The 20825-nt window shown below is 70.4% G+C and carries 19 protein-coding genes and 1 other RNA gene; 6 read left to right on the plus strand and 14 right to left on the minus strand.

Annotated elements, in window-relative coordinates; genetic code table 11:
* Positions 1 to 25 precede the first annotated feature (25 nt).
* Both F3H13_RS00235 and ileS read right to left on the minus strand, forming a co-directional pair.
* Positions 26 to 499, minus strand: coding sequence for a GNAT family N-acetyltransferase (locus F3H13_RS00235; protein WP_149797072.1), 474 nt, complete (start codon positions 497 to 499; stop codon positions 26 to 28).
* Between the two features lie 143 nt (positions 500 to 642).
* Positions 643 to 3795 (minus strand): isoleucine--tRNA ligase, encoded by a 3153-nt coding sequence (ileS, locus tag F3H13_RS00240; RefSeq protein WP_149797073.1) that lies wholly within the window; start codon positions 3793 to 3795, stop codon positions 643 to 645.
* 221 nt (positions 3796 to 4016) lie between these two features.
* On the opposite strand from ileS, the gene F3H13_RS00245 reads away from it, so the two are divergent.
* Complete coding sequence (locus F3H13_RS00245; RefSeq protein ID WP_149797074.1) at positions 4017 to 5345, plus strand: carboxypeptidase-like regulatory domain-containing protein; 1329 nt, start codon at positions 4017 to 4019, stop codon at positions 5343 to 5345.
* A 70-nt stretch (positions 5346 to 5415) separates the two neighbouring features.
* On the opposite strand, the gene F3H13_RS00250 is transcribed toward F3H13_RS00245, so the two are convergent.
* A complete protein-coding gene (locus F3H13_RS00250; protein ID WP_149797075.1) occupies positions 5416 to 6537 on the minus strand; it encodes a pyridoxal phosphate-dependent aminotransferase in 1122 nt (373 codons plus the stop codon).
* Between the two features lie 134 nt (positions 6538 to 6671).
* On the opposite strand from F3H13_RS00250, the gene F3H13_RS00255 reads away from it, so the two are divergent.
* Positions 6672 to 7172 carry a metal-dependent hydrolase gene (locus F3H13_RS00255; protein WP_149797076.1) on the plus strand — a complete coding sequence of 167 codons (501 nt, stop codon included), beginning with the start codon at positions 6672 to 6674 and terminating at the stop codon, positions 7170 to 7172.
* A 489-nt stretch (positions 7173 to 7661) separates the two neighbouring features.
* Here the strand turns inward: F3H13_RS00255 and F3H13_RS00260 are convergent, their stop codons facing one another.
* Complete coding sequence (locus tag F3H13_RS00260; RefSeq protein WP_149797077.1) at positions 7662 to 8453, minus strand: PHP domain-containing protein; 792 nt, start codon at positions 8451 to 8453, stop codon at positions 7662 to 7664.
* A 133-nt stretch (positions 8454 to 8586) separates the two neighbouring features.
* Between F3H13_RS00260 and F3H13_RS00265 the strand changes: the two genes are divergently transcribed.
* The gene (locus tag F3H13_RS00265; RefSeq protein ID WP_149797078.1) at positions 8587 to 8886 is read left to right on the plus strand and encodes a DUF7565 family protein; all 300 of its coding nucleotides are present in this window, start codon (positions 8587 to 8589) and stop codon (positions 8884 to 8886) included.
* A 53-nt stretch (positions 8887 to 8939) separates the two neighbouring features.
* On the opposite strand, the gene rocF is transcribed toward F3H13_RS00265, so the two are convergent.
* Positions 8940 to 9845, minus strand: a complete 906-nt coding sequence (gene rocF / locus F3H13_RS00270; RefSeq protein WP_149797079.1) for an arginase — start codon at positions 9843 to 9845, stop codon at positions 8940 to 8942.
* 136 nt (positions 9846 to 9981) lie between these two features.
* Between rocF and F3H13_RS00275 the strand changes: the two genes are divergently transcribed.
* Both F3H13_RS00275 and F3H13_RS00280 read left to right on the plus strand, forming a co-directional pair.
* Complete coding sequence (locus F3H13_RS00275) at positions 9982 to 10200, plus strand: hypothetical protein (RefSeq protein ID WP_149797080.1); 219 nt, start codon at positions 9982 to 9984, stop codon at positions 10198 to 10200.
* Between the two features lie 107 nt (positions 10201 to 10307).
* Complete coding sequence (locus F3H13_RS00280) at positions 10308 to 10841, plus strand: Rrf2 family transcriptional regulator (RefSeq protein ID WP_149797081.1); 534 nt, start codon at positions 10308 to 10310, stop codon at positions 10839 to 10841.
* 143 nt (positions 10842 to 10984) lie between these two features.
* Here F3H13_RS00280 and F3H13_RS00285 read toward each other — a convergent pair whose 3' ends face one another.
* The 7 genes from F3H13_RS00285 to ligA form a co-directional block, all read right to left on the minus strand.
* Positions 10985 to 12166: an NAD(P)/FAD-dependent oxidoreductase gene (locus F3H13_RS00285; RefSeq protein ID WP_149797082.1), complete on the minus strand. Its 1182-nt coding sequence runs from the start codon at positions 12164 to 12166 to the stop codon at positions 10985 to 10987.
* 84 nt (positions 12167 to 12250) lie between these two features.
* Entirely contained in the window at positions 12251 to 13069 is an 819-nt protein-coding gene (locus F3H13_RS00290) for a nucleoside phosphorylase (RefSeq protein WP_149797083.1), read from the minus strand.
* Between the two features lie 83 nt (positions 13070 to 13152).
* Complete coding sequence (gene cdd, locus F3H13_RS00295; protein WP_149797084.1) at positions 13153 to 13557, minus strand: cytidine deaminase; 405 nt, start codon at positions 13555 to 13557, stop codon at positions 13153 to 13155.
* Between the two features lie 67 nt (positions 13558 to 13624).
* Positions 13625 to 15217, minus strand: a complete 1593-nt coding sequence (locus tag F3H13_RS00300; RefSeq protein ID WP_149797085.1) for a hypothetical protein — start codon at positions 15215 to 15217, stop codon at positions 13625 to 13627.
* Positions 15218 to 15261: 44 nt separating this feature from the next.
* A complete protein-coding gene (locus tag F3H13_RS00305; protein ID WP_149797086.1) occupies positions 15262 to 15996 on the minus strand; it encodes an MBL fold metallo-hydrolase in 735 nt (244 codons plus the stop codon).
* A 35-nt stretch (positions 15997 to 16031) separates the two neighbouring features.
* Entirely contained in the window at positions 16032 to 16847 is an 816-nt protein-coding gene (locus tag F3H13_RS00310) for a hypothetical protein (RefSeq protein WP_149797087.1), read from the minus strand.
* Between the two features lie 95 nt (positions 16848 to 16942).
* Positions 16943 to 18841, minus strand: a complete 1899-nt coding sequence (gene ligA, locus F3H13_RS00315; RefSeq protein WP_149797088.1) for an ATP-dependent DNA ligase LigA — start codon at positions 18839 to 18841, stop codon at positions 16943 to 16945.
* 137 nt (positions 18842 to 18978) lie between these two features.
* Between ligA and F3H13_RS00320 the strand changes: the two genes are divergently transcribed.
* Positions 18979 to 19563 carry a GNAT family N-acetyltransferase gene (locus F3H13_RS00320; protein ID WP_149797089.1) on the plus strand — a complete coding sequence of 195 codons (585 nt, stop codon included), beginning with the start codon at positions 18979 to 18981 and terminating at the stop codon, positions 19561 to 19563.
* Positions 19564 to 20135: 572 nt separating this feature from the next.
* On the opposite strand, the gene F3H13_RS16025 is transcribed toward F3H13_RS00320, so the two are convergent.
* Together F3H13_RS16025 and ffs are read right to left on the minus strand one after the other, a co-directional pair.
* Positions 20136 to 20291, minus strand: a complete 156-nt coding sequence (locus F3H13_RS16025) for a hypothetical protein (protein WP_188127964.1) — start codon at positions 20289 to 20291, stop codon at positions 20136 to 20138.
* Between the two features lie 115 nt (positions 20292 to 20406).
* Positions 20407 to 20718, minus strand: an RNA gene (ffs, locus tag F3H13_RS00330) — signal recognition particle sRNA.
* Between the last annotated feature and the right edge of the window lie 107 nt (positions 20719 to 20825).

Raw genomic sequence — 20825 nt, forward strand, 5'->3', positions numbered from 1 at the left:
TTCCGTTTTCCACGTCGCGCCCGCGTCAGGCGAGCACGTGCGGGTCCGCGACGACGACCGACTCGTCGCCCGCCGGGCTCCGGCGGGTCCCGCGCCGCGCGAACCCGTGCGCGCTGAAGAACTCCTGCGCGCTCGGTTGGTCCGCGGGGACCGTCGCGCGCAGGGTCTCGACCCCGCGGTCGGCCAGCGCGTTCCCCACGCGGGCGAGCAGCTCGTCCGCGACGCCCTCCCCCGCGCGGTTCGGGTGAACCCACAGGGCCAGCAGCTCCGCCTCCGCTCCGTCGGGGTCCGGGTGGGCGATCGCCAGACCGACGGGCCCCTCTTGATCGTGTTCCATCAGGAACGACCACTCCGCCTCGGCGGCGGCCTCGCGGACGCCGGCAGCGGACACGTCGAGTAAGGGCGCGCCGATGTCGTCGAACACCGTCTCCTCGCGGGCTCGCGAGACCGCCGTTCGCAGGTCCTCTGCGTCGTCGGGCCGAGCCGCCCGGACATCCATGTACGACCGTGAGTAAAGAACGCACCTATAGGTTTCGGGGTGCGAATTGTTGTCACAGTAATCCGGGACCACGCGGTGGACGGTGTCGGCTCGGGACGGCGCGTCGCGACTTCGCGGTCGACCGGCTCAGGCGATCGGGAGAGCTACGCGACCGGCTCGATCCCGATCGTCACGGCGACGCCCTCGACCGTCCACTCCTCGACGAGGCCGCCCTCGGCGTCCGCGGCGTCGCTCGGGTCGTCCAGCCACGCGTCGGCGCGCACCTCGCCGGCGATCAGGTCGGCGTGGTCGTCCACGAAGCCGGCGACGCGCTCGTCGTCGACCGCGACGCCGACGCGGATCCGCGCCTCCACGTCCAGGTCGAGCTCCTTGCGCATCTCTTGGATCCGGCGGATCACGTCGCGGGCGTACCCCTCGGACTCGATGTCGGGAGTCAGCGAGGTGTCGACGTAGACGGTGCCGCCCTCGAAGTCGGCGCCGGAGACGTTCTCGGGCGGCTCCGCGACGTACTCGACCATCTCGTCGTCGAGGTCGACGGGCTCGCCGTCGACGGTCACCTCGCCGCCCTCGACCGCCGATCGGGTCGCGCCCTGGACCGCCTCCATCACCCGCTGCGCGTCGCCGCCGAACGCCGGCCCGATGGCGGCCATCTGCGGCTCCGCGGTCTCGACAAGCTCGTCGAAGGCGTCGGTGACGACCACCTCGCGGGCGTTGACGCGGTCGGCGATCAGCGCTTCGAGGCGGTCCACCGCGGCCGAAACGGTCTCGTCGTCCGTCTCGACGACGACGCGCGGGACGGGCCAGCGGAGCTTACGGCCGGCCTGCTGGCGCGCGTTCGCGGCCGCCTCCTCGACGTCGCGGAAGACCGCCACGTCGCGTTCGAGGTCGGGGTCGCGCAGGGCGGCGTCCGGCTCGGGGTACGACAGCGCGTGGACCGTCGTCGCCTCGCCGTCGAGCCGCTGGTACATCCGCTCGGTGAGGTACGGGGCGATCGGCGCGAGCAGGCGGATCACCTCGTCAAGGACGGTCGCGAGCGTGGCGTAGGCACCGCGCTTCGAGGCGGAGTCGGCCTCCTCCCACATGCGGTCGCGGACCGCCTTGACGTAGAACCGCGAGACGTCCTGCGTGACGAACTCGATCACGGCGTTGACCGCGTCGCTGACCTGATAGTCCTCCCAGGCGTCGGCGACCTCGGCCTCCACCGACTGGAGCCGCGAGAGCACCCACTCGTCGACGAGCTCGAGCTCGCCGTCCGCGAGGTCTGCCTCGGCCGGGTCGTAGCCGTCGAGCTCCATGTACTCCAGCGGGAACCGGAACACGTTCCAGAGGATGTTGAGCTTGCCCTGTAACTCGGCGAGCCCGTCCCACTCGAACGCGAGGTCGACGCCCTGCTGGTCGTGCGAGAGCAGGTAGGTGCGGAGCGGGTCGCGGCCGGCGCGCTCGATCGCCTCCTCCGGGGTGACGATGTTCCCGACCGACTTCGACATCTTCCGGCCGTCCTCGTCGTTGGCGAAGCCGTGCATCAGCACCTCCTCGTACGGGACCTTGCCGACCGCAGCGGTCCCCATGCCGAGCTGCGACCAGAACCAGCCGCGCGTCTGGTCGTGCGCCTCGATGATCAGGTCGGCGGGCCACAGCTCGTCGTGTGCTGCCTCGTCGCTCGGGTAGCCGAGCGTGCCCCACGTCGCGACCGAGGAGTCGAGCCACACGTCGAACACGTCCTCGACCCGGCGGTACGTCGTCCCGTCCTCGACGATCGTGAGGTCGTCGACGGCGGGGCGGTGGAGGTCGATCGAGTCTGGGTCGACGTCCTCCTCGACGCGCTCGGCGAGCTCCTCGCGGGTGCCGATGACGATCATGTCCTCGTCGAGGTTGCCGGACGCGGCGTCCTCCGGCACCCAGATCGGGATCGGCACGCCCCAGTAGCGCTGCCGGGAGACGTTCCAGTCGGGCGCGTCCTCGATGAAGTCGCGGAACCGGTTGTCGCGGGCCCACCCCGGGTGCCACTCCGAGTCCTCCATGTTGTCGAGGAGGTCGTCTTTCACGTCCGTGATCGAGATGAACCACTGGTCGGTGACCAGCTGGATGATCCCGGTGTCACAGCGCCAGCAGTGGCCGTAGCTGTGGTCGACGGTGCCGTGCGCGAGCATGTGGCCGTCGGCGACCAGATCGTCGATGATGTCGTCGTTGGCGTCGCGCACGAACTGGCCGGCGTACTCGCCGGCGGCCGCTTCGAACTCGCCGTTGGCGGCGACCGGACAGTAGATATCGAGTCCGAGCTCCGTGCCGCGGTGGAAGTCTTCCTCTCCGTGGCCCGGCGCGGAGTGGACGAGGCCGGTGCGATCGGCCTCGACGTAGTCGGCCGCGTACACCTCGCCGGCGCCCTCGAAGTCCGGGTACTCGGCGACGCGGTCGGCGAGCGGGTGGTCGTACGCCCAGCCGACGAGCTCCTCGCCCGTCAGCTCGGCCTCGACGTCGTACGACTCGTAGCGGCCCTCTCCGAGGACGTCCTCGACGCACTCCTCGGCGACGTAGAGGAGCTCCTCCTCGTCGCCCTTCTCCGCGCGGACCGCGTTGTAGGTGAGGTCCTCGTCGACGGCGACGAAGGTGTTCGCGGGGATGGTCCACGGCGTCGTCGTCCAGATGACGAGGCTCCCCTCGCGGTCAGCCAGCGGGAACTTCACGTAGATGGAGGGGTCCTCGACGTCCTCGTACTCGACCTCGTTGTTGGCGAGCCCCGTCTCGCAGCGCGGGCACTGCGAGATGGAGCGTTTCCCCTGCTCGACGAGGCCGTTGTCGGCGACCTCGGAAAACGCCCACCAGGCGGCCTCCATGTACTCCGGCGAGATGGTCTCGTAGGGGTTGTCCCAGTCCATCCACGCGCCGATCGATTTGAAGTCCTCGTCCATCGCCGCCCGGTTTTCTAAGGCGAACTCCTTGCACTTCTCGATGAACGACTCCATTCCGTACTCCTCGATGTCCCGCTTGTTTTCGAAGCCGAGCTCCTCTTCGACTTTCACCTCGATCGGGAGCCCGTGCATGTCGTAGCCGGGGCGGTCGGTGACGCGGTGGCCGGTCATCCGCTTGTACCGGATGACGGCGTCCTTCAGCGTCTTGTTCCAGGCGGTCCCGAGGTGCATCTGTCCGGAGGTGTACGGCGGGCCGTCCACGAAGAAGAACGGCGGGTCGTCGGCGTGCGCCTCTTTCGCCGCCTCGTAGGCGTCGTGCTCGTCCCAGTACTCGTCGACCGCCGACTCGACGTCGGCGGGCGCGTACTGGTCATCGATCTGCTCCATACGCGTTGGTCTGCGCGCGCGTATTTGAATACGGCGGAGTCGTGGGAACGGTTCGGTCGGTACGGCGGAGTCGCGAGAGGGGTTCGGTCGGTACGGCGGAGTCGCGAGAGGGGTTCGGTCGCGGGAATCGCGATCGGCGCCGCGGACGGTTCCGGACCGACGACGCCGGAGAGACGGGTAATCGCCCCATACCAATACCGACTTGCTCCGTGGGCCTCCGCATGGACGTCGCACGTTCGACGCTGATCGGCGCGGCAGTACTGTTCGTCGCGGTCGTCGCGACCGGCGGCGCGGTCGCCGCGGATCCGGTCACGCTCACCGTCTCGGTGACCGATCAGGACGGCGACACGCTCGGCGGCGTGACCGTCGAGGCGACGTGGGAGACCGAGTCGGGGGAGACGGAGACCGCGTCGGGGACGACGGCGAGCAACGGGAACGTGCTCCTCGACGTCCCCGAGGGGGCGAACGTCGAGCTGGACGTCGACGACGACACCTATGTCCGGAACAGACCGCTTCGGGTCACTAACGCGAGCGCGACGGCCGTCGCGCTCGGCGTCACGCGGAGCGGGACCGCGACGGTGACCGTGGTCGACGGCGAGAACCGGTCACAGGCCAACGCGACGGTCCGGATCCGCGAGGACGGGCGGACGGTCGACCGCGGCGAGACCGGCGCCGACGGCGTCTACGAGACAGCGCGCCTCGAGCGCGGCGCGTACGAGGTCGCCGTCGTGAAGCCGGGGTACCTCCGGACGGAACGCGAGGTTACGGTGGCGCTGAACGCGGAGACGACGGTCGGAATCGAGCGGGGGGCAACGACGCTCGACGTGCGCGCCCTCGACGACCACTTCGACCCGCCCGCCCGGATCGAGACGGGAGCGGTTCAGGTGTCCTCGTCGGTGTACGAGGCCGAGGTGAGCGTGACCGAGGGGACGGCCTCGATCAACGTCCCCGTGAACGCGGTGTACACGGTCGAGGTCGTCAAGGAAGGGTACGACGCTTCGCCCGAACGCGTCAGGGTGCGGGAGTCCTCGGTGAGCGTGAACGCCACGGCACAGCGGGCCGCCACCCTCTCGGTCACACCGGCGAACCAGCGCGTCCTCGTCGGCGAGACGACCCGCGTGACGGTGCGGAACGCCTACGACGAACCGGTATCGGGCGCGACCGTCGAGGTCGACGGCGACGCGGTCGGTGAGACCGACGACCGCGGGGAAGTCGACGTACCGGTGTCCGCGGCCGGGAACCGAACGGTGGTCGCCCGGGACGGCTCCGTCGCGTCTGAGCCGGTGACGATCGAGGGCGTCGACAGCGCGGAGGAAGCGGACGCAAACAGCTCTGACGGCGCGGGAAGCGGGGGCGATGACGACGGCTCCGGGAGTACCGACGACGACTCCGGGAGTACCAATGACGACTCCGAGAGTACTGACAGCGACTCCGGGAGTACTGACAACGACTCCGGGAGTACCGACGACGACAGCCCCGGACTCGGGGTCGTCGCGGCCGTGCTCGCTCTCCTGGCGGTCGGTCTCGGGAGCCGCGTTCGCCGTCGGTGAGGCGTCAGACTGAGGGGGCGAGCGAAGGTCGTCGCGGGCATCGACCGGCGCCGGCCGGGGACGTTGCCGCTCACCGCGGGTCAACCGCGCCGTCGGCGAAGTAGTCGGCGAGCCGCTCGGCGGCCTCGGTCGCGCGCGGCGTCACGAGGGCGAACCGGATCCACTCGTCGCGGGCGGTGCCGAACGCCTCGCCCGGCATCCCGGCGACGCCCGCCTCGTCGACCAGGCGCTTGACGTTCGCCATCGTGCCGGGGAACCCCTCGAAGCGCGCCAGGACGTAGAAGGCGCCCTCCGGGCGGCTGTACTCCGCGCCGGCCGCGTCGAGCGCGTCGGTGAACGCGTCGACGCGGTCCGCGAGCAGGTCGCGCGACGCGGCGTAGTAGTCCGACGGCGTCTCCGCGAGCGCGTGGTAGACCGCGTACTGGGAGGGGCGCGCCCCGGTGACGTTCACGAGCATGTGCCGGGTCTTGGCGTCGCCGACGTGCGCCTCCGGGAACACGCCGTAGCCGACGCGGAGCCCGGTGATCGCCATCGACTTCGAGAAGCCGCTCGTGACGATCACGCGGTCGGAATCGAGGGTGAGGGCGGACTCGAAGGAGCCGGAGAGGTCGAAGCGGTCGTACACCTCGTCGACGACGACGAGCGCGTCGACCGCCTCGGCGACACCGACGACCTCGCGGACCGCGTCGAGGTCGTAGACGGCGCCGGTCGGGTTGTTCGGCGTGTTGAGGACGATGAGGGCGGTGTCCTCGCTGGCGGCCTCGCGGACCGCGTCGACGTCGAGGCCGCCGTCGCGCTCGGTGGGCACGAGCGTCGGCTCCCCGTCGAGCAGGTGCGTCTTTCCCGGGTAGTACGGGTACACCGGGTCCATGAGCAGCGCCTCGTCGCCGGCGTCGCGGTTGAGCGCGCGCGCCATTGCGAGGTAGTTCGCCTCGCCGGTGCCGTTGGTGACGACCACGCACTCGGGGGCGACGTTTTCGCGGGTCGCGATCGCCGCCCGCAGCTCGCGGAGCCCGTCGCTCGGCGGGTACTGGAAGTCGGCGGGCGGCAGGTCGGCGTACTCGCGGAGCGCCTCGCGGAGCGCGGCGGGCGGCTCCCAGTCGGGGTTGCCGCTCACCATGTCGATGACGTCGCCGTCGGCGGCCGCGGCGTACTGCATCACGTGGAAGAACTTCGGCTCCTCGTACTCCATACGGGCGGGTCGAGCGCGCCCGCCGTGGCTCTTTCGACCCGGGAGCGGTAGCGCGGGACGGCTCGTGGTAAGCACCGCTTACGTCCCTCGCCGCGATCCGGTGGTTTGACCTACCGACGCGCACAGCCAGCGGTATGAACAAACGCGGCCACGTCCTCAACGGGCTGCTGCTCGCCTTGGGGCTGGGGTTCATCCTCGAACCGAGCCTTACCCTCGCGACCGCCGAGACGATCGCAGAGATCACCGTTCCCGTCGTGTTGGGGGCGCTGTTCCCCGACGTCGACACCGCCTTCGGGCGCCACCGGAAGACGCTCCACAGCCTCCCCGTGTTGGCTGTCTTCCTCGCGTACCCGATCGTCTTCGGGAACCTCCAGTACGTGTGGATCGGCGTGTTGACCCACTACATCCTCGACGTGGTCGGGAGCCGGCGCGGCATCGCGCTGTTCCACCCGCTCTCGGACAAGGAGTTCGGGATGCCGTCCGGCGTGACGACGAGCAGCAAGTACGCCGACCTCGTCACCGTGATCATCACCGGTATCGAGCTGGCGGCCTTCTGGGCGATCCACACCTACGTCGTGAACCTCGATCTGGACCTGTCCGCGGCGTCGGAGGCGGCGGCCGGATTCGGCTTATAAGTGAGTCGGCGTCGGGCCGGTCTTGTGGGGATCGACGGCTCCGAGGAGGTCGTCAACGATCCGGCCGTCCACTTATAAATAGCCGGTGTAGGATCGGCAGCTACGAGCGCCAAATCTCCGACCGCTTATTTATAACTAGTTGTTAGCAGATCAGCGGCGGACACTGCCAAAGATTCGGCCATTCGCTTATAAATGAGTGACTGCGGATCGATAGCGAACACCGCCAAAGCCCCAGCCGCGAGGGCTCGGTGCGCTCGCTGCGCGCCTCGTTCGTTCGCTCCGCTCACTCACTGCGGTGCTTACGTCGCGCGGCTTCGCCCTCACGGCTGCCCCTTTGATTCCCACCCCGCACAGCGCCTCACGCCTCCCCAGCCTCGCCGCTCGCTCGGGGCTCCCTTCGGTCGCCCACGTCGCTCGCGGCGTCCCTCGCGCGCGCTCCTCGCGGCCGCCGCCGGCGGCCGCTCGCAGGCACGCGCCACCGCAATCTCTCTACTCGTAAACGCTCACGTCGTCGAACCGGCCCTCGTAGGCGACGTTCGAGGGGAGGGTCGGCTCGTTGCCGGAGAGAAACATCCGGTCGAGTTTCACCCACGTGTTCTCGTAGGCGAGGTGTGCAAACTCCACGAGGCCGCGGAGCCGGTGGCCGGCCCCGCCGCGGTGGATCACCTTGCGGGGGCGGCGCTCGCGGAACGCGTCGGCGACCGCCTCGGCGTCGTCGAGGTCGCCCTCGAAGGCGGTCCACGCCTCGCCCGCCGTGCCGGGGAGGTGCGCGTACGACGAACCGAAGCCGGCGCAGCCGGTCGCCTCCGCGGTCCGGCGCGCCCTGACATTCTGGTGGGGGAGCAGCTTCGTGTTGTACGTCTCGACCGCGTCGATCCGGTCGGCGTGGGCGTCGACCTCCGGCCGCGTGAGCGAGATGGTGGCGAAGCCGGGATGGGGGACGAGGACGGCGGCGTCCTGCCGCTCGAACTCGGCCATCGCGCCCTCGAAGGTGATGTAGTCGGGGACCGGCTCGGAGAGGCCTAAGACGAGGAGGTGCCGCCGGTTTCCCCAGTCGCCGGTGAACACCTCGCGAGCGGGAACGACCGTCAGCTCGTCGTCGGTGTACCGGGCCGCACGCTCGCGGATCGTCGGGAGGCGCGTGAAGTGCGGCGCGTACACGAGCGCGTCGATCCCGCGGGCCTTCGCGCGGGCGACGACCTCGTCGTCGAGCACCTTGACGTGGGCGTCGACGCGCGTTTGCGATCGGGTCACGGTCGCATGGTCGTCGCGCCCGCGCAAAGGCGTATCGTTCGACGACGACGGTGCCGCGACCGCGGACAGGGACGGTTGTGGCAGCAGGCACCGGTCGACGCCGGGAGGAGAGTCCGCCGGCTTGGGAAACCGTTAATCCCCCTCGGGCGAGAGTTCGGGTATGGCCCCTCGCTGGACGTGCGGCATCGGCGACTGCGACGCCGCCTTCGACGACGTGGAGGCGGCGATCGTCCACCAGACGAACGACCACCAACGCCACGAGTGCAAGGTCTGCGGCACCATCGTCCCGGACGGCTACTTCGCGATCCGCCACGCGTTCGACGAGCACACCCGCGCCGAGTTCGTCCGCGCGTACGACGCTGACTCAGCGGCCGTCCGCCGCCGCGAGGAGATCAAAGGCGAGATCGAGGCCGCGGCGGACCTCCAGCGGGTCGTCGAGGACCTCGACCGCGGCGTCTGACCCGGCGTTTCGCTCGCCCGGGGTTCCGCCCGCTCTGTCTCCCTCCCTCCGAGTTATAAGACGCGCTTCCCGAACGCGCTCGCTGCCAGCTCCGTCGCCAGCTCGGCCGTCTCGTTGTGCTGGTCCAGCGTCGGATTCACCTCGACTATCTCCATCGAGCGGAGCGCGTCCGTCTCGTCGACGATCTCCATCGCGCTGTGCGCCTCGCGGTAGGTGACCCCGCCGCGGACGGGGGTCCCGACGCCGGGCGCGGCGTTGGGGTCGAGCCAGTCCAGATCGAGGCTGACGTGGATCCCGTCGACGCCGTCCGCGGCGACCGACAGGGCCTCCTCCGTGACCTCCGTGATCCCCCGCTCGTCGATGTCGGACATCGTGTACGCGGCGAAGCCGCGCTCTTTGATTAGCTCCGCCTCCGCTCCGTCGACCGAGCGGAGCCCGACCAAGGCGACGTTCTCCGGCGAGAGCCCCGGCGCGTTCGCCCACTCGGTGTCCGCGAACTCGTCGATCCCGAGCGCGGCCGCCAGCGGCATCCCGTGAACGTTGCCCGACGGCGTCGTCGCGGGCGTGTTGAGGTCGGCGTGCGCGTCGAACCACACGGCGCCGATCTCCGCGTCGCGCGCGGACCCGGCGAGGCTCCCGATCGCGATGGAGTGGTCGCCTCCGAGCGCGAGCGGCACCTCGCCGTCGGCGAGCGTCGCGGCGACCTCGTCGCCGAGCCGGCGGCAGACGTCTTCTGTCTCCCGGAGGAACTTCGCTTTCCCCTCGCTGGGCGCGTCCGCGTCCGGGTCGCGCTCCTCCGCCCGCGGGACGAGGAGGTCGCCCCCGTCGACGGTCTCCACGCCGGCGCCGGCGAGCTGGTCCGCGAGCCCGCCGTACCGGATCGCCGAAGGCCCCATGTCGACCCCGCGTCGGTTCGCCCCGTAGTCGGTCGGCGCGCCGATGATCCTGACCGTGGTCATACCGGCTACGCGGCGCGCCGCCGCTTCAATGGTGGGGGATCGGCGCGCTCGCGTCGCCCCGGATTCGTCGGCGACCCCGCCGTCCCCCCTCGCCGGATCGGACACCGTTTTGCGCCCGGCCCGCCACGGGATGCTCATGGACAGCTCCGATCCCTACTCGGTCGACCCCGGCGACATCGAGCCGATCGGCGCCGTGATCGCGGTCGCGTTCACCGGGGCGGCGATCGGACTCGTCGGCGCCGCGGTCTCGTTCGTCGCGGTCGACTTCGGCGTCGCGCTGATCGGCGTCGGCGTCGTCGTCGCGCTGTCGAGCCCGCTCGCGTACGTCCGGATGAAGCGGCTGCGCGGGGAGTGAGCCGGCGCCCTCGCGCGGACGGCGACCCGCTCACCGAGCGGATCTCACACGATCATTTATAAGTGAATTCCATCGCATTTAAGCGGGGGCGTCGTGTATTCGCCACCATGTCATCGATCGAGCTCACGTCGAGCCAGAAAAGCATCCTCACGGCCCTCATCAACCTCTACGGGGAACAGGAGGACGCCGTGAAAGGCGAGGCGATCGCCGAGGAGGTCGACCGCAACCCGGGGACGATCCGCAACCAGATGCAGAGCCTCAAGGCCCTCCAGCTGGTCGAGGGCGTACCCGGACCGAAAGGGGGGTACAAGCCCACCTCGAACGCCTACGAGGCGCTCGACATCCAGCGCATGGACGAGCCGGCCGACGTCCCGATCTACCACGAGGGCGAGCAGGTCGAGGGGACCAACGTCGACGGGATCGACCTCTCCAGCGTCCACCACCCCGAGCTGTGCCGCGCCGAGATCCACGTCCAGGGCTCGGTCCGCGACTTCCACGAGGGCGACAGCGTCACCGTCGGCCCGACGCCGCTCTCGAAGCTCGTCATCGACGGGACCGTCGACGGGAAAGACGACACCGCGAACGTGCTCATCCTGCGGATCGACGACATGCGGGCGCCCGACGAGCCGGCCGAACACTGACTGCGAGAAGTCCTTCGATCGCTTCGAGAACAGTTCTATCGGAAATCGCGAGCCGTCCGTCGCCGAGCCGCCGGACTAGTTCGTCGCCGAAAAGCGTCGAAATCGGTGTCGAAAGAAGCGTCGCTACCGCGAGTCGCCCGGGCTCACATGTCGCCGAACGCGCCGACGCCGCGGCTCGCGGAGGAGACCTTGGCGATCCAGCGCGTGGCGATGGCCTTCTTCAGCAGCTTCGCAGGCGTGCCGCCGAACGTCTTGATCGGCATGCCCATCACGTCGTGGGCGACCGCCTCCTCGCCGACGGAGATGACCGTCCCCTTGTCCTCGTGGGTCCACGAGCGGAGCGGCGCGCCGCGGGCGGCGCGCGCGAGGTTGGCGCCCGCGACCTCCGCGGCCTGCCAGGCGGCCTGCGCGGTCGGCGGTGCCACGTCGTCTTCGCCCTGCTCAACGAGCGCGGTGTCGCCGATGGCGAACACGCGGTCGTCGCTGGTGGCGAAGTCGGAGCCGGCGTGGACGCGGTTCGAGCGCTCGTCCTTCTCGATCTCGACGTTCTCGAGCTCGGGCTGTCCCGTAATTCCGCCGGTCCAGATCAGGACGTCGTAGGCGAGCTCCTCGGGCTCCTCCTCGTCGCCGCCGCCGAGGTAGACGGCGTCCTCGTCGGCCTTCGAGATGAAGTCGCCGGTGAGGATCTCGATGTCCGCGTCCTCCAGCCGCTGGCGGAGCGCGCCCTGAATCTGGGGGTCGTTGCCGGGGAAGACCTCGTCGAGCCCCTCGACCAGCTTGATCTCTATCGGCGCGCGGTGTTTGTCGCGGTACTCGGCGATCTCGCCGGCCGTCTGGATGCCGGAGAGCCCGGCGCCGCCGACGATGACCTCGACGGGGTCGGAGCGGGTCGCCTCGGCCGCCGCCTCGCGGACCTCCTCGTGGATCGCCTTCGCGTCGTCGAGCCCCTTCAGCTGGTGGGCGTTCTCCTCTAACCCCTCGATGCCGAAGAAAGCGGTCGTGGAGCCGACGCCGAGCAGCAGGTAGTCGTAGTCGACGGTCGTCCCGTCGTCGGTCTCGACGACGCGCTCGTCGGTGTCGACGTCGACGACGCGGCCCTGGACGAAGTCGGACTCGGGCGACTTGATCTCGTCGACGGGGATCGTGATCTTGTCCTCGACCGCGGGGTTGCGGATCGCGCGGTGGACCTCGTGTAAGACGAGGTGGTAGTCGTGTTCAGAGACCCACGTGAGTTCCGCCTCGCCCTCGCCGACCTCGTCTTCGAACGCCTTCACCGCCCCTGCGCCGGCGTAGCCGGAGCCGACGACGACGACCTGTGTACTCATGCCAGTAAGTCCACGGTGCGCGGATAAAGTCGCTTTGGAACGCTCGCAGGCAGATAACGTCAACGCGGCGGGGCGACGCGGCCGCTACAGCGAGAGGCCGGCGTGCCAGCGGTCGGCGCCCGCCTCGCGTTTCACCTCGTCCATGCGAGCGAGCAGCTTCACCGCGAGGCTCGCGGTCTCGGCCGCGCGCGACTCGCCCTCCGCCCGGAACTCGCCGGTCACGCGGTTCGCGTAGACGGAGCAGACCGCGCCGGCGCGGAGCCCGTACACGTTCGCGATCGTGAGGATCGCCGACGCCTCCATCTCGATGTTCTTCACGTTCGCGTCCTGAAGCTCCGCGACGAGCTCGTCCGAGCCGGCAGCCTCGAACCCCTCGAACCCGGGGCGGCCCTGCCCGGCGTAGAAGGAGTCGGCGCTCATCGTAACGCCGGTGTGGTAGTCGTGGCCAAGCCGCTCGGCGGCGGCGACTAGCGCGGAAACGACCTCGCCGTCCGCGGCGGCGGGGTAGTCCTCGCGGACGTACTCGTCGCTCGTCCCCTCCTGGCGGACGGCGCCGGTCGTGATCACCAGGTCGCCCACGTCCATCTCCGGCTGGATCGCGCCGCAGGAGCCGACCCGGACGAACGTGTCGACGCCGACGCGCGCGAGTTCCTCGACCGCGATGGCGGCCGATGGAGAGCCGATCCCGGTCGACGTCACCGAGATCGGCGCGCCGTCGTAGCTGCCGGTCGCGGTGCGGTATTCGCGGTGGCGGGCGACCTCCTCGTGGTCGTCCCACAGCGCCGTGATCTTGTCGACCCGCTCGGGGTTGCCCGGGAGGAGGACGGCGTCCGCGACGTCCTCGGGCGCGGCCTCGACGTGGTAGCCGGCCTCGTCGTTGGGGTCCTCGCTGTCGTCGGTCATGTCTTCGCTCTTCGGCGAGCCGTTTAAAAGTAGTTCCGTCTCGGTCGCTCGGGGACGTGTAGCGGGCATCGGGCCGCCGTGCGTCAGTCCTCCCTGGCGTCGTCGAGCGTCCCCTCCGAGATGGTGTTCGGGAGCAGCTCGCCGAGCGTGTACTCCGTGGCCGCGTCGCCGCCCTCATCGCAGGCGACGACGAGGTCGTCGGCCGCGAACTCGGCGAGCGTCTGGCGGCACATCCCGCAGGGGGTGACCCCGTCGCGGACGCCGGAGGAGACCGCGATGCGGTCGAACTCGCGGTGGCCCGCCTTCACCGCCTCCGCGAGCGCGACCTCCTCGGCGTGGAGGCTGTTGGAGTAGTTCGCGTTCTCGATGTTACAGCCCGTGTAGACGGTGCCGTCGGCGGTCCGGAGCGCGGCGCCGACGCGGTACTCGGAGTACGGGACGTGGGCCGCCTCTAAGGCCTCGCGCGCCGCGGCGATCAGCTCGTCCATACGGGCGAGTGACGCGGCGGGCCGATAACTGTACTGTGTCGCGATCGCGAGGGAGCCGGCGGCCCGGTCAGCCGTCCGTCCACGCCGAGAAGCCGCCGTCGATGAGCGTGTCAGCCTGCTGGCGGATGTACTCGCGCTGGGTGTTGACCACGGCCGCCTCGAAGTCGTCGCCGTCGTCGAGGCGGGCGCGGACGCGGTCCCGCTTCCAGCTGGCCGGGGTCGTGCGGTTCGCGACGCGCCAGCGGAGCGGCGCGATCCACGCTGCGGCCTCGTCGTCGGCGCAGCCGGCGGTCCGGAGCCCCGCCTCGGCGTGGTCGAGGAGGTCGGCGTACAGCGCGTCCGTGTCGGTCGTGCGCTCCCCGTCGCGGCCGATCCACGTCATGTCGGCGTCGAGCCCGTCGGCGACGGCGGCGTAGAAGTTGTCGCAGGCGGTCTCCCAGTCGAGCCCGATCACGGGGTGTTCGCGCTGGGCGAGCGCCTGCATCAGCCCCGCGAACGCCCCCTGGAACGCGATGGAGTCGCGGACCGTGGGCTGCCCGGGGATCGGGCGGAACTCGATCCGGGCGTTCGCGGCCGAGCGGCTCGACCCCTCGAAAACTGGGCGGACCCACCGCCAGTAGCTGCCGTGTTTCGTCCGGAACGTCGCGAACGCGTCGTCGAAGCGGTCGCTGCCGCCCGGGTCGGGCATCGGGATCAGCGTCTCGTCGGCCGCGATGCGGTCTACCGCCGTCTCGACGTCGTGGACGTCCCGCGGGAACCGCACCTTGTCCGCGTCGGTCCGCGCGTTGAGGACGGACTCGAACACGTGGATCCGGTTCTCGGTCGCCCCCTCGGCGAGGACCCGCTCGCCGTCCCAGCCGTCGTCGTAGAGGTCCGGCGGGAAGAAGGGTGAGTTGACGCCGAGCGCTAAGAGCGGCCCGGCGATCCGGAGGGCGTATCGGAAGTGCCGCGGCAGCGTCTCGGCGTGGGCCACCTGATAGTGCGGCTGGATCGACGTGATGAGGCTCTCGGGCATCACCGTCTCCGCCGACAGCGACACGCCCGGCGCGGAGAGCTCGACCCGATCGCCCGCCGGCCGTGCGTCCGCCGACCCGTCCCGGTCCGCCCTCTCGGGGTCCGCGTTGGCCATCGCGTGGTACCGGACCGCGTCGCTCATGTTGACCGCCACGGTCACGCCGTCGACCGCGACGCTGTCGGTGAGGTACTCGCGGGCGGTCTCGCCCGCCGGCGGGATGGTCCAGAGCCCGTCGGAGACGAGCCGCATCCCCTCGACGCCCGCGGTGTTCTCCGCGGCCTCCAGCCGCGCGCGGACCTCGGCGAGCTGGGCGCGGAGCCCGTGGTCGGAGAGGGGCTGCGGGCTCGTCGACATCTCGGCGTTGTGGAGCCCGAGCTCCTTCTCGAACCCCATCAGCTCCAGCAGGCGGCGCGGCACGCGCATCAGCGCGTACTCGCCCGCCCGCGACTCCTCACTCCACCGCCCGTCGCCGACCGCGTAGAACTCGTACTCGAAGCCGACGATCGACTGGTGGTTGTCGAAGGAGCCGTCGCGCAGCTCCTGTTTGACGATCTCGGCCTCCTCGGCCGCGCGCTCGGCGAACGCCTCGGCGTCGACCGAAAGCGCCTCCCGGACCCCGTCGGCGAGCGCGGACTCCGTGGTCATGCGACCGGGGAAGGACGCGGCGAGGTAAAAAGGCCTCCGACCGGCTACTGGTTCGCCGAGCGCGCGTCGAGCGCGACGGGGATCGACCGGCTCGCGACGTCGCCGGCGAACGCCTCGCCGTCGGCCTCCAGCATCTCGAAGGTGTCGTAGTGGATCGGGACGACGAGGTCGGGGTCCATCGCCTCGGTCAGGTCGGCCGCCTCGCGCCGGTCGGCGACGATGCCGCCCCCGCCGATGTTCGCGAGGAACACGGAGACGTCGAGCTCGGCGAACCCGTCCAACGCGTCGGAGTCGCCGGGCCAGAAGACGGTGCGCCCGCCGAGCGACAGCAGGAAGCCGCAGCCGAACCCTGGCGGGTGCGGCACCGAGCCGTCGGCGTCCGCGTTCGGCCCCTCCGGGTCGTTGTGGGCGGGGACGGACCACACCCGCACCTCGCCCACCGGGGTCTCGACGTCGACGCGGTCCTCCTCGCCGACGCGGACGACCTCGTAGTCGGCCGCGAGCGCGTCGATCGACTCCACGTTGCGGTCGATGCCGGCGGGGTCGACGGCGTCGTAGATCACGACCGTCGCGTCCTCGCTCGCGACCGACCGGATCCCGTCGCTGTCGTAGTGGTGGTCGTGGGTGACGACGACGAGGTCGCCGTCGCGCGCCCAGTAGTCGTCGAGGACGCCGTACCGGCCGGGGTCGGTGTAGACGACCGGACCCCCGTCGGTCTCCAGCCGCGCCGTCGCGTAGCCGAGCCACTCCACCGCGAGCTCCTCGTAGCGGACCGTCATGTCACCGACTGTGGCCCCGGTCGTCTTGAGGGTGGCTATCGCTCTTCATCGTCGATCACGGTGAGGTCCCACGCCGCCGCGAGCGCCTCGTCGTCGATCGACCGCCCCAGCGCGTGTTCAGGGACCAGCGGCATCGGAATCGGGACGTACCCGGCCTCGCGCATCGCCCCGAACCCGCCGACCGTCTCGACGACGGTCCCGTCGTCCCCGCGGCGGACGCGGAACCGCTTGTCCGTCGGGTCGCGACGGTACGCGAACGGGAACGACTCGGCCGGCGGCGTCTGGAGGCTGTCGACGCCCGCGAGGACCGCGACGGGCGCCCCGTCGACCTCGCAGACGAGCCGGGGGACGACCGGGCGGCCCTCGTCGTCGATCGCGGCGGCGTCGACGTCCTCGCGGCCCGTCACCGGGCCGACGGGAGTGTCAGTCTCGCGCCAGCCGAACGTCGGCTCGCCGAGGCCGTCGGCGCGGACGCAGGCGTACCCGCCGCCCGAGACCGGGATCCGGTCCGGGCCGAGGTGGAAGGTGCGCCGACCGTCGCTTCGGGCGGCGAGCAGCGGCGGGTCGGCGAGGAGGTCGCGCACGGCCGCGGCGGTGTCGGGGTCGCGGACGGCGAACAGGACGCGGCGGTCGCGGTCGAGCGCGTGCCCGAGCCGCGAGGTGATCACGACCGGCGTCGCGTCGTCCGCGGCGAGCGGCTCCACCGCCACCCGGTCGTCGCCGCGGGTCGCGACCGCCGGCGGCTCGGCGCCCGTCTCCGGGCGCTCGACCGCGAACCCCGCGGCCGCGAGCCGGTCTGCGGCCGCGTCGGTGAGGTCGCGCCGCGTGGCGTCGCCGAGCGGGCCTGGCATACGCGACGCTACGGGCCGGATCGTCAAGGGGTTTCGCGTGTCGGAAGGTCAGTCGTCGCCGGCTACCGCGTCGCCGGCCGCCCGGCCGACTCGGCTCAGTCGTCGCCGGCGAGCCGGCGGACGCGGGCGAGCGAGTCGGCGTCGTCGACGTCTTTGTCCTCGCGGACGCCGACGAAGCGGGGGAATCGGAGGGCGTAGCCCGCGGAGTACGTCGGCGAGGTCTGGATCTCCTCGTAGCCGACCTCGACCACCAGCTCGGGGTCGAACGCGACCGTCGTCCCCGTCTCGTCGACGACGTGCGGCTCCAGCCGCGCAGTGAGGTCCGCGAGCGCCTCGTCGGTGATCCCCGTCGCCACCTTGCCGACCGTGGCGTACCCCGCGGGCGCGAGGTCGTCGTCGTCGTCGCGGTCAGTTCCTTCCGCGCGAACCGCGAGCAGGAACGTGCCGAACAGCTCTGCGCGGCGCCCCTCGCCCCACTCGGCGCCGACGACGACGGCGTCGAGCGTCTCCACGTCCGGCTTGCGCTTCAGCCAGTCTCGCCCGCGGTCGCCGGGGGTGTACGCCGCCTCGGGGTTCTTCAGCATGACGCCCTCGTGGCCCGCGTCGAGGGCGTCCCGCTCCGCGGCGGCGATCGCGTCCGGGTCGGCCGCAAGTTTGAGGTCCGCGGCCGCGTCCGGGAGGACGGCTCGGAGCCGCTCGTGACGGTCGCGGAGCGGCTCGTCGAGCAGGTCGTCGCCGTCGGCGTGGAGGCAGTCGAAGGCGTGGAGCCGCAGGGAGACGGTCTCGCGCATGCGCTCGACGTCGTGTTTGCGGCGGAACCGCCGCAGCACTTCTTGGAACGGGAGCGGGTCGCCGTCGTCGTCGACCGCGACGACCTCGCCGTCAAGGATGACCGGGACGTCGACGCGTTCGGCGACGTACTCGACTATTTCTGGGAGCGCCTCGGTCACGTCGTCCATGTTCCGGGAGTAGAGCTGCGGACCGAGTGCCTCGCCGTCCGCGTCGTCTCCGTCAGGCCCGGCTCCGGCGTCTGTCGCGTTCCCCTCGGGCGCGTAGTGGACCTGGACGCGGGCGCCGTCGAACTTCGTCTCGACGGCGACCTCGCCGAACGCGTCGACCGCGTCGGTCGCGGTGCCCGCCTGCGCGAGCATCGCTTGGACCGGTCGTCCGACCCGAAGCGACTCCTCGCGGAGCCCCGGGATCCCCTCGTCGCGGGCGCGGACCGCGACCCGGCCGTAGTCGTTCGTCACCTGAAGCGCGCGTTCGACGGCCGCGACCGCCTCGTCAGGGGCGGCGAGTCGGGGGTCATCGGTCGCATCCGCGCCGGCTGATTCGGGCTCCTCCGCCGACGCGAGGAACGCCTCCGCGACCGCGTCGCGGACCGTCCCCTCGCCGACGCCGAGCCGCATCTCGCCGAGGACGAGCCGGGCAAGGAACGCCGCCTCGCTCGGTGAACACCGGGTGAACAGCCCGAACAGCGCGTCCCGCTTGCGCGACTCGCTCCCGTCGCCGCTCGCGGCCGCGAGGTCGCGGAGCGCCTCGTCGAGCGCGGCCACCGTGAGCGCGTCGCGGCCGGCCCCGAACGCGGCGAGCCCCTGCTGGCCGCCGAAGTCGTAGTCGGCCGCGACGGCGCCGATCTCGCCGCGCTCCGCGAGGCGGTCCTCCACGTCAGCCGCGGAGACGTTCGGGCCCGCGGCGCGGGCGATAGCCTCGCGGCAGAGCGCGGGGCCGACGTCGAGGGTCCGGGTGTCGTGAGCGGGGAAGACGCGCCCGAGGAGGAACCGGACGACGACGGGCAGGTCGTCGGTGGGTCCGTCGGTCGATCCGTCGCTCTCGGGGCCGTCCCCCTCGGCGCTGTCCCCCTCGGCGTCGCCTCCGGCACCGTCGCCAGCGCCGGCGTCTGCGAGTAGGTCGGCGACGGCGAGCGTCGTCTCGATGTCGCCGTCGTTCGCGGCCACCCGTTCCGCCCGTTCCGCCAGCGCGGCGAATTCCATACGCGTCCGGTCGGCGGCCGGCGGGCAAAAGCGGTCCGTCTCGGGCGGGCGAGGCAATCGCGCCGGCGGCGCGGTCGGGGAACGCGAGACGGGCCGCCGGGGAACCGCTTTTCACCTCCGGTCTCGTACGTCCCGGTATGTACGTCCGCGACGCCAAAAACCGTGACGAGGCGTGGTTGTTGGACGCGATCGAGCAGTTGGGGCTCGACGACGTCGCCTTCCGGTCGCGGGACTACGTGATCGCGGTCGACGAGGAGTCCGGCGACCGGGCCGGGTTCGGCCGGCTCCGGCTCCACCGCGGCGACGAGAGCGAGGCAAACCGGATCGAGCTCACCGGCATCGGTGTCCTGCCCGAGTGGCGCGATCGCGGGGTCGGGGCGCACGTCGTCGAGCGCCTCGTCGACACCGCGGCCGCGGACGGGTTCGAGACGGTGTACGTGCTCACCGACCAGCCGGAGTACCTCGCGCAGTTCGGCTTCGAGCGCGTCGACACCGACGACCTTCCGCCCGCGCTCGGAGAGCGCCTCACCGAGAAGCGAGAGTTCCTCGGCGGCGGGGTCGTCGGCCTCGAGCTGGCCGTCGACGCGTTCGAGATGCCGAGCGGCCTCCGCACGGCGTTCAAAGACGCCGAGCCGACCGGCGACGACGAACCGGAAGAGTCGGCCGAGGATTTCGGAATCGACCCGGACTCGGCGACGTACAAGTACGACACCGGTCGCTGAGCCGCGACGATCACCTGTTTTCTGCGGTCGCGGTCGGCGCGTGCCTGCGAGCGGTCGCCTCCGGCGACCGCGAGACAGCACGCGCGAGGGACGCCGCGAGCGGTGCGAGGTGCGAGCGAAGCGAGCACCTCGGTTGCGAGCGGTGAAACCGCGAGCAGCGAGCGGCGAGGCTGGGGAGGCGTGAGGTGCGGTTGCTGTGCCGGGCGGGCCTCGCGGCTGGGGCTTCGGCGGTGTTCGCCGCTGATCTGTTATCAGCTATTTATAAGCGAGCGGCTGGAGCCTCGGCGGTGTTCGTCGCCGAGCCGTCGTCAATTATTTGGCTCTGTCGAAAGTCTATTATTCAGATATATTATCACTTGAATCAGCGGGTGAATAAAAGTTGCGTATCTTGTACGGAATCAACTACAGATTCACCGAACTGGAGTACTCAATATACGGCAGGGAGGGAGAGATGTGGACTTCCAAGTGCCTCTGACAAGTGTAGGTTGGAAGTCAAGAGAATATAACAGGTATAGCAATAAGTGAGTATTGCTTGATGTGTACGGGTGTATGAAACCCTGTCGACCCTCTAACTACTCGTTTTTCTCCCCCTCATCTGAATCATCTGGACCACCATCAGACTGGCCTTTGCCAGTCTCCTCACCTTCTGAGGCAAGTTGTTCCCAAAAATCCTCTTCAAGAAATCGGGTGATTTCTTCAGCGCTGGCGTCTTTTGGTGGTCGATCCATCGTTCACACTTTTCTTTGTCGAATAATAAATTGTCCTGTCGGTGACCTACTATATTTTACTCAGGCGACCGCAACGCCGCAGCGTCACCACTCGTCGGACAATTCAGCGTATGAATGACGGACAGGCGGGGTAGCCCGGCGTTCCGGCACGGGGTATCCCGATTGCCTCCTCCACCCCGCGACCCGACGAGCGACGGGCGTTCGGCGGTGGGCTGCTCGCTTCCGCGCCTGACCCAGTGTCGCCGACGAACCGCGACGGACCGCTCCTGCGAGCGGGCGCCGCAGACCGCTGTCCCCGGCGGACGAGGCTTCCACGTTGGCTCTCGGGGCCCGCGCCGGTCTGACCGGACGTGCCCGCTGTTCGGTCCCCGCTAAAGACTGCCTCACGGGTGACGAGCGGGGCCTAACCGCCCGACCTAGTCCGTTTGACGATATTCGGGTGCGGCATAAGGGCCTTTCGTTCGGCGGACGCCGGCGCGGGCCGCGGGCGGGTCCGTGGCCGCGGTCTGCGAGCGGGTCCACAGCCGTGGTCCG

The organism is Halorubrum xinjiangense (assembly GCF_900102375.1).
Classification (GTDB): domain Archaea; phylum Halobacteriota; class Halobacteria; order Halobacteriales; family Haloferacaceae; genus Halorubrum; species Halorubrum xinjiangense.

What these genes read in the sequence shown, in the direction of transcription:
- F3H13_RS00235 (WP_149797072.1), bottom strand. Translation starts at nt 499, where the DNA reads ATGGATGTCCGGGCGGCTCGGCCCGACGACGCAGAGGACCTGCGAACG.
- ileS (WP_149797073.1), bottom strand. Translation starts at nt 3,795, where the DNA reads ATGGAGCAGATCGATGACCAGTACGCGCCCGCCGACGTCGAGTCGGCG.
- F3H13_RS00245 (WP_149797074.1), top strand. Translation starts at nt 4,017, where the DNA reads ATGGACGTCGCACGTTCGACGCTGATCGGCGCGGCAGTACTGTTCGTC.
- F3H13_RS00250 (WP_149797075.1), bottom strand. Translation starts at nt 6,537, where the DNA reads ATGGAGTACGAGGAGCCGAAGTTCTTCCACGTGATGCAGTACGCCGCG.
- F3H13_RS00255 (WP_149797076.1), top strand. Translation starts at nt 6,672, where the DNA reads ATGAACAAACGCGGCCACGTCCTCAACGGGCTGCTGCTCGCCTTGGGG.
- F3H13_RS00265 (WP_149797078.1), top strand. Translation starts at nt 8,587, where the DNA reads ATGGCCCCTCGCTGGACGTGCGGCATCGGCGACTGCGACGCCGCCTTC.
- rocF (WP_149797079.1), bottom strand. Translation starts at nt 9,845, where the DNA reads ATGACCACGGTCAGGATCATCGGCGCGCCGACCGACTACGGGGCGAAC.
- F3H13_RS00275 (WP_149797080.1), top strand. Translation starts at nt 9,982, where the DNA reads ATGGACAGCTCCGATCCCTACTCGGTCGACCCCGGCGACATCGAGCCG.
- F3H13_RS00280 (WP_149797081.1), top strand. Translation starts at nt 10,308, where the DNA reads ATGTCATCGATCGAGCTCACGTCGAGCCAGAAAAGCATCCTCACGGCC.
- F3H13_RS00285 (WP_149797082.1), bottom strand. Translation starts at nt 12,166, where the DNA reads ATGAGTACACAGGTCGTCGTCGTCGGCTCCGGCTACGCCGGCGCAGGG.
- F3H13_RS00290 (WP_149797083.1), bottom strand. Translation starts at nt 13,069, where the DNA reads ATGACCGACGACAGCGAGGACCCCAACGACGAGGCCGGCTACCACGTC.
- cdd (WP_149797084.1), bottom strand. Translation starts at nt 13,557, where the DNA reads ATGGACGAGCTGATCGCCGCGGCGCGCGAGGCCTTAGAGGCGGCCCAC.
- F3H13_RS00300 (WP_149797085.1), bottom strand. Translation starts at nt 15,217, where the DNA reads ATGACCACGGAGTCCGCGCTCGCCGACGGGGTCCGGGAGGCGCTTTCG.
- F3H13_RS00305 (WP_149797086.1), bottom strand. Translation starts at nt 15,996, where the DNA reads ATGACGGTCCGCTACGAGGAGCTCGCGGTGGAGTGGCTCGGCTACGCG.
- F3H13_RS00310 (WP_149797087.1), bottom strand. Translation starts at nt 16,847, where the DNA reads ATGCCAGGCCCGCTCGGCGACGCCACGCGGCGCGACCTCACCGACGCG.
- ligA (WP_149797088.1), bottom strand. Translation starts at nt 18,841, where the DNA reads ATGGAATTCGCCGCGCTGGCGGAACGGGCGGAACGGGTGGCCGCGAAC.
- F3H13_RS00320 (WP_149797089.1), top strand. Translation starts at nt 18,979, where the DNA reads ATGTACGTCCGCGACGCCAAAAACCGTGACGAGGCGTGGTTGTTGGAC.
- F3H13_RS16025 (WP_188127964.1), bottom strand. Translation starts at nt 20,291, where the DNA reads ATGGATCGACCACCAAAAGACGCCAGCGCTGAAGAAATCACCCGATTT.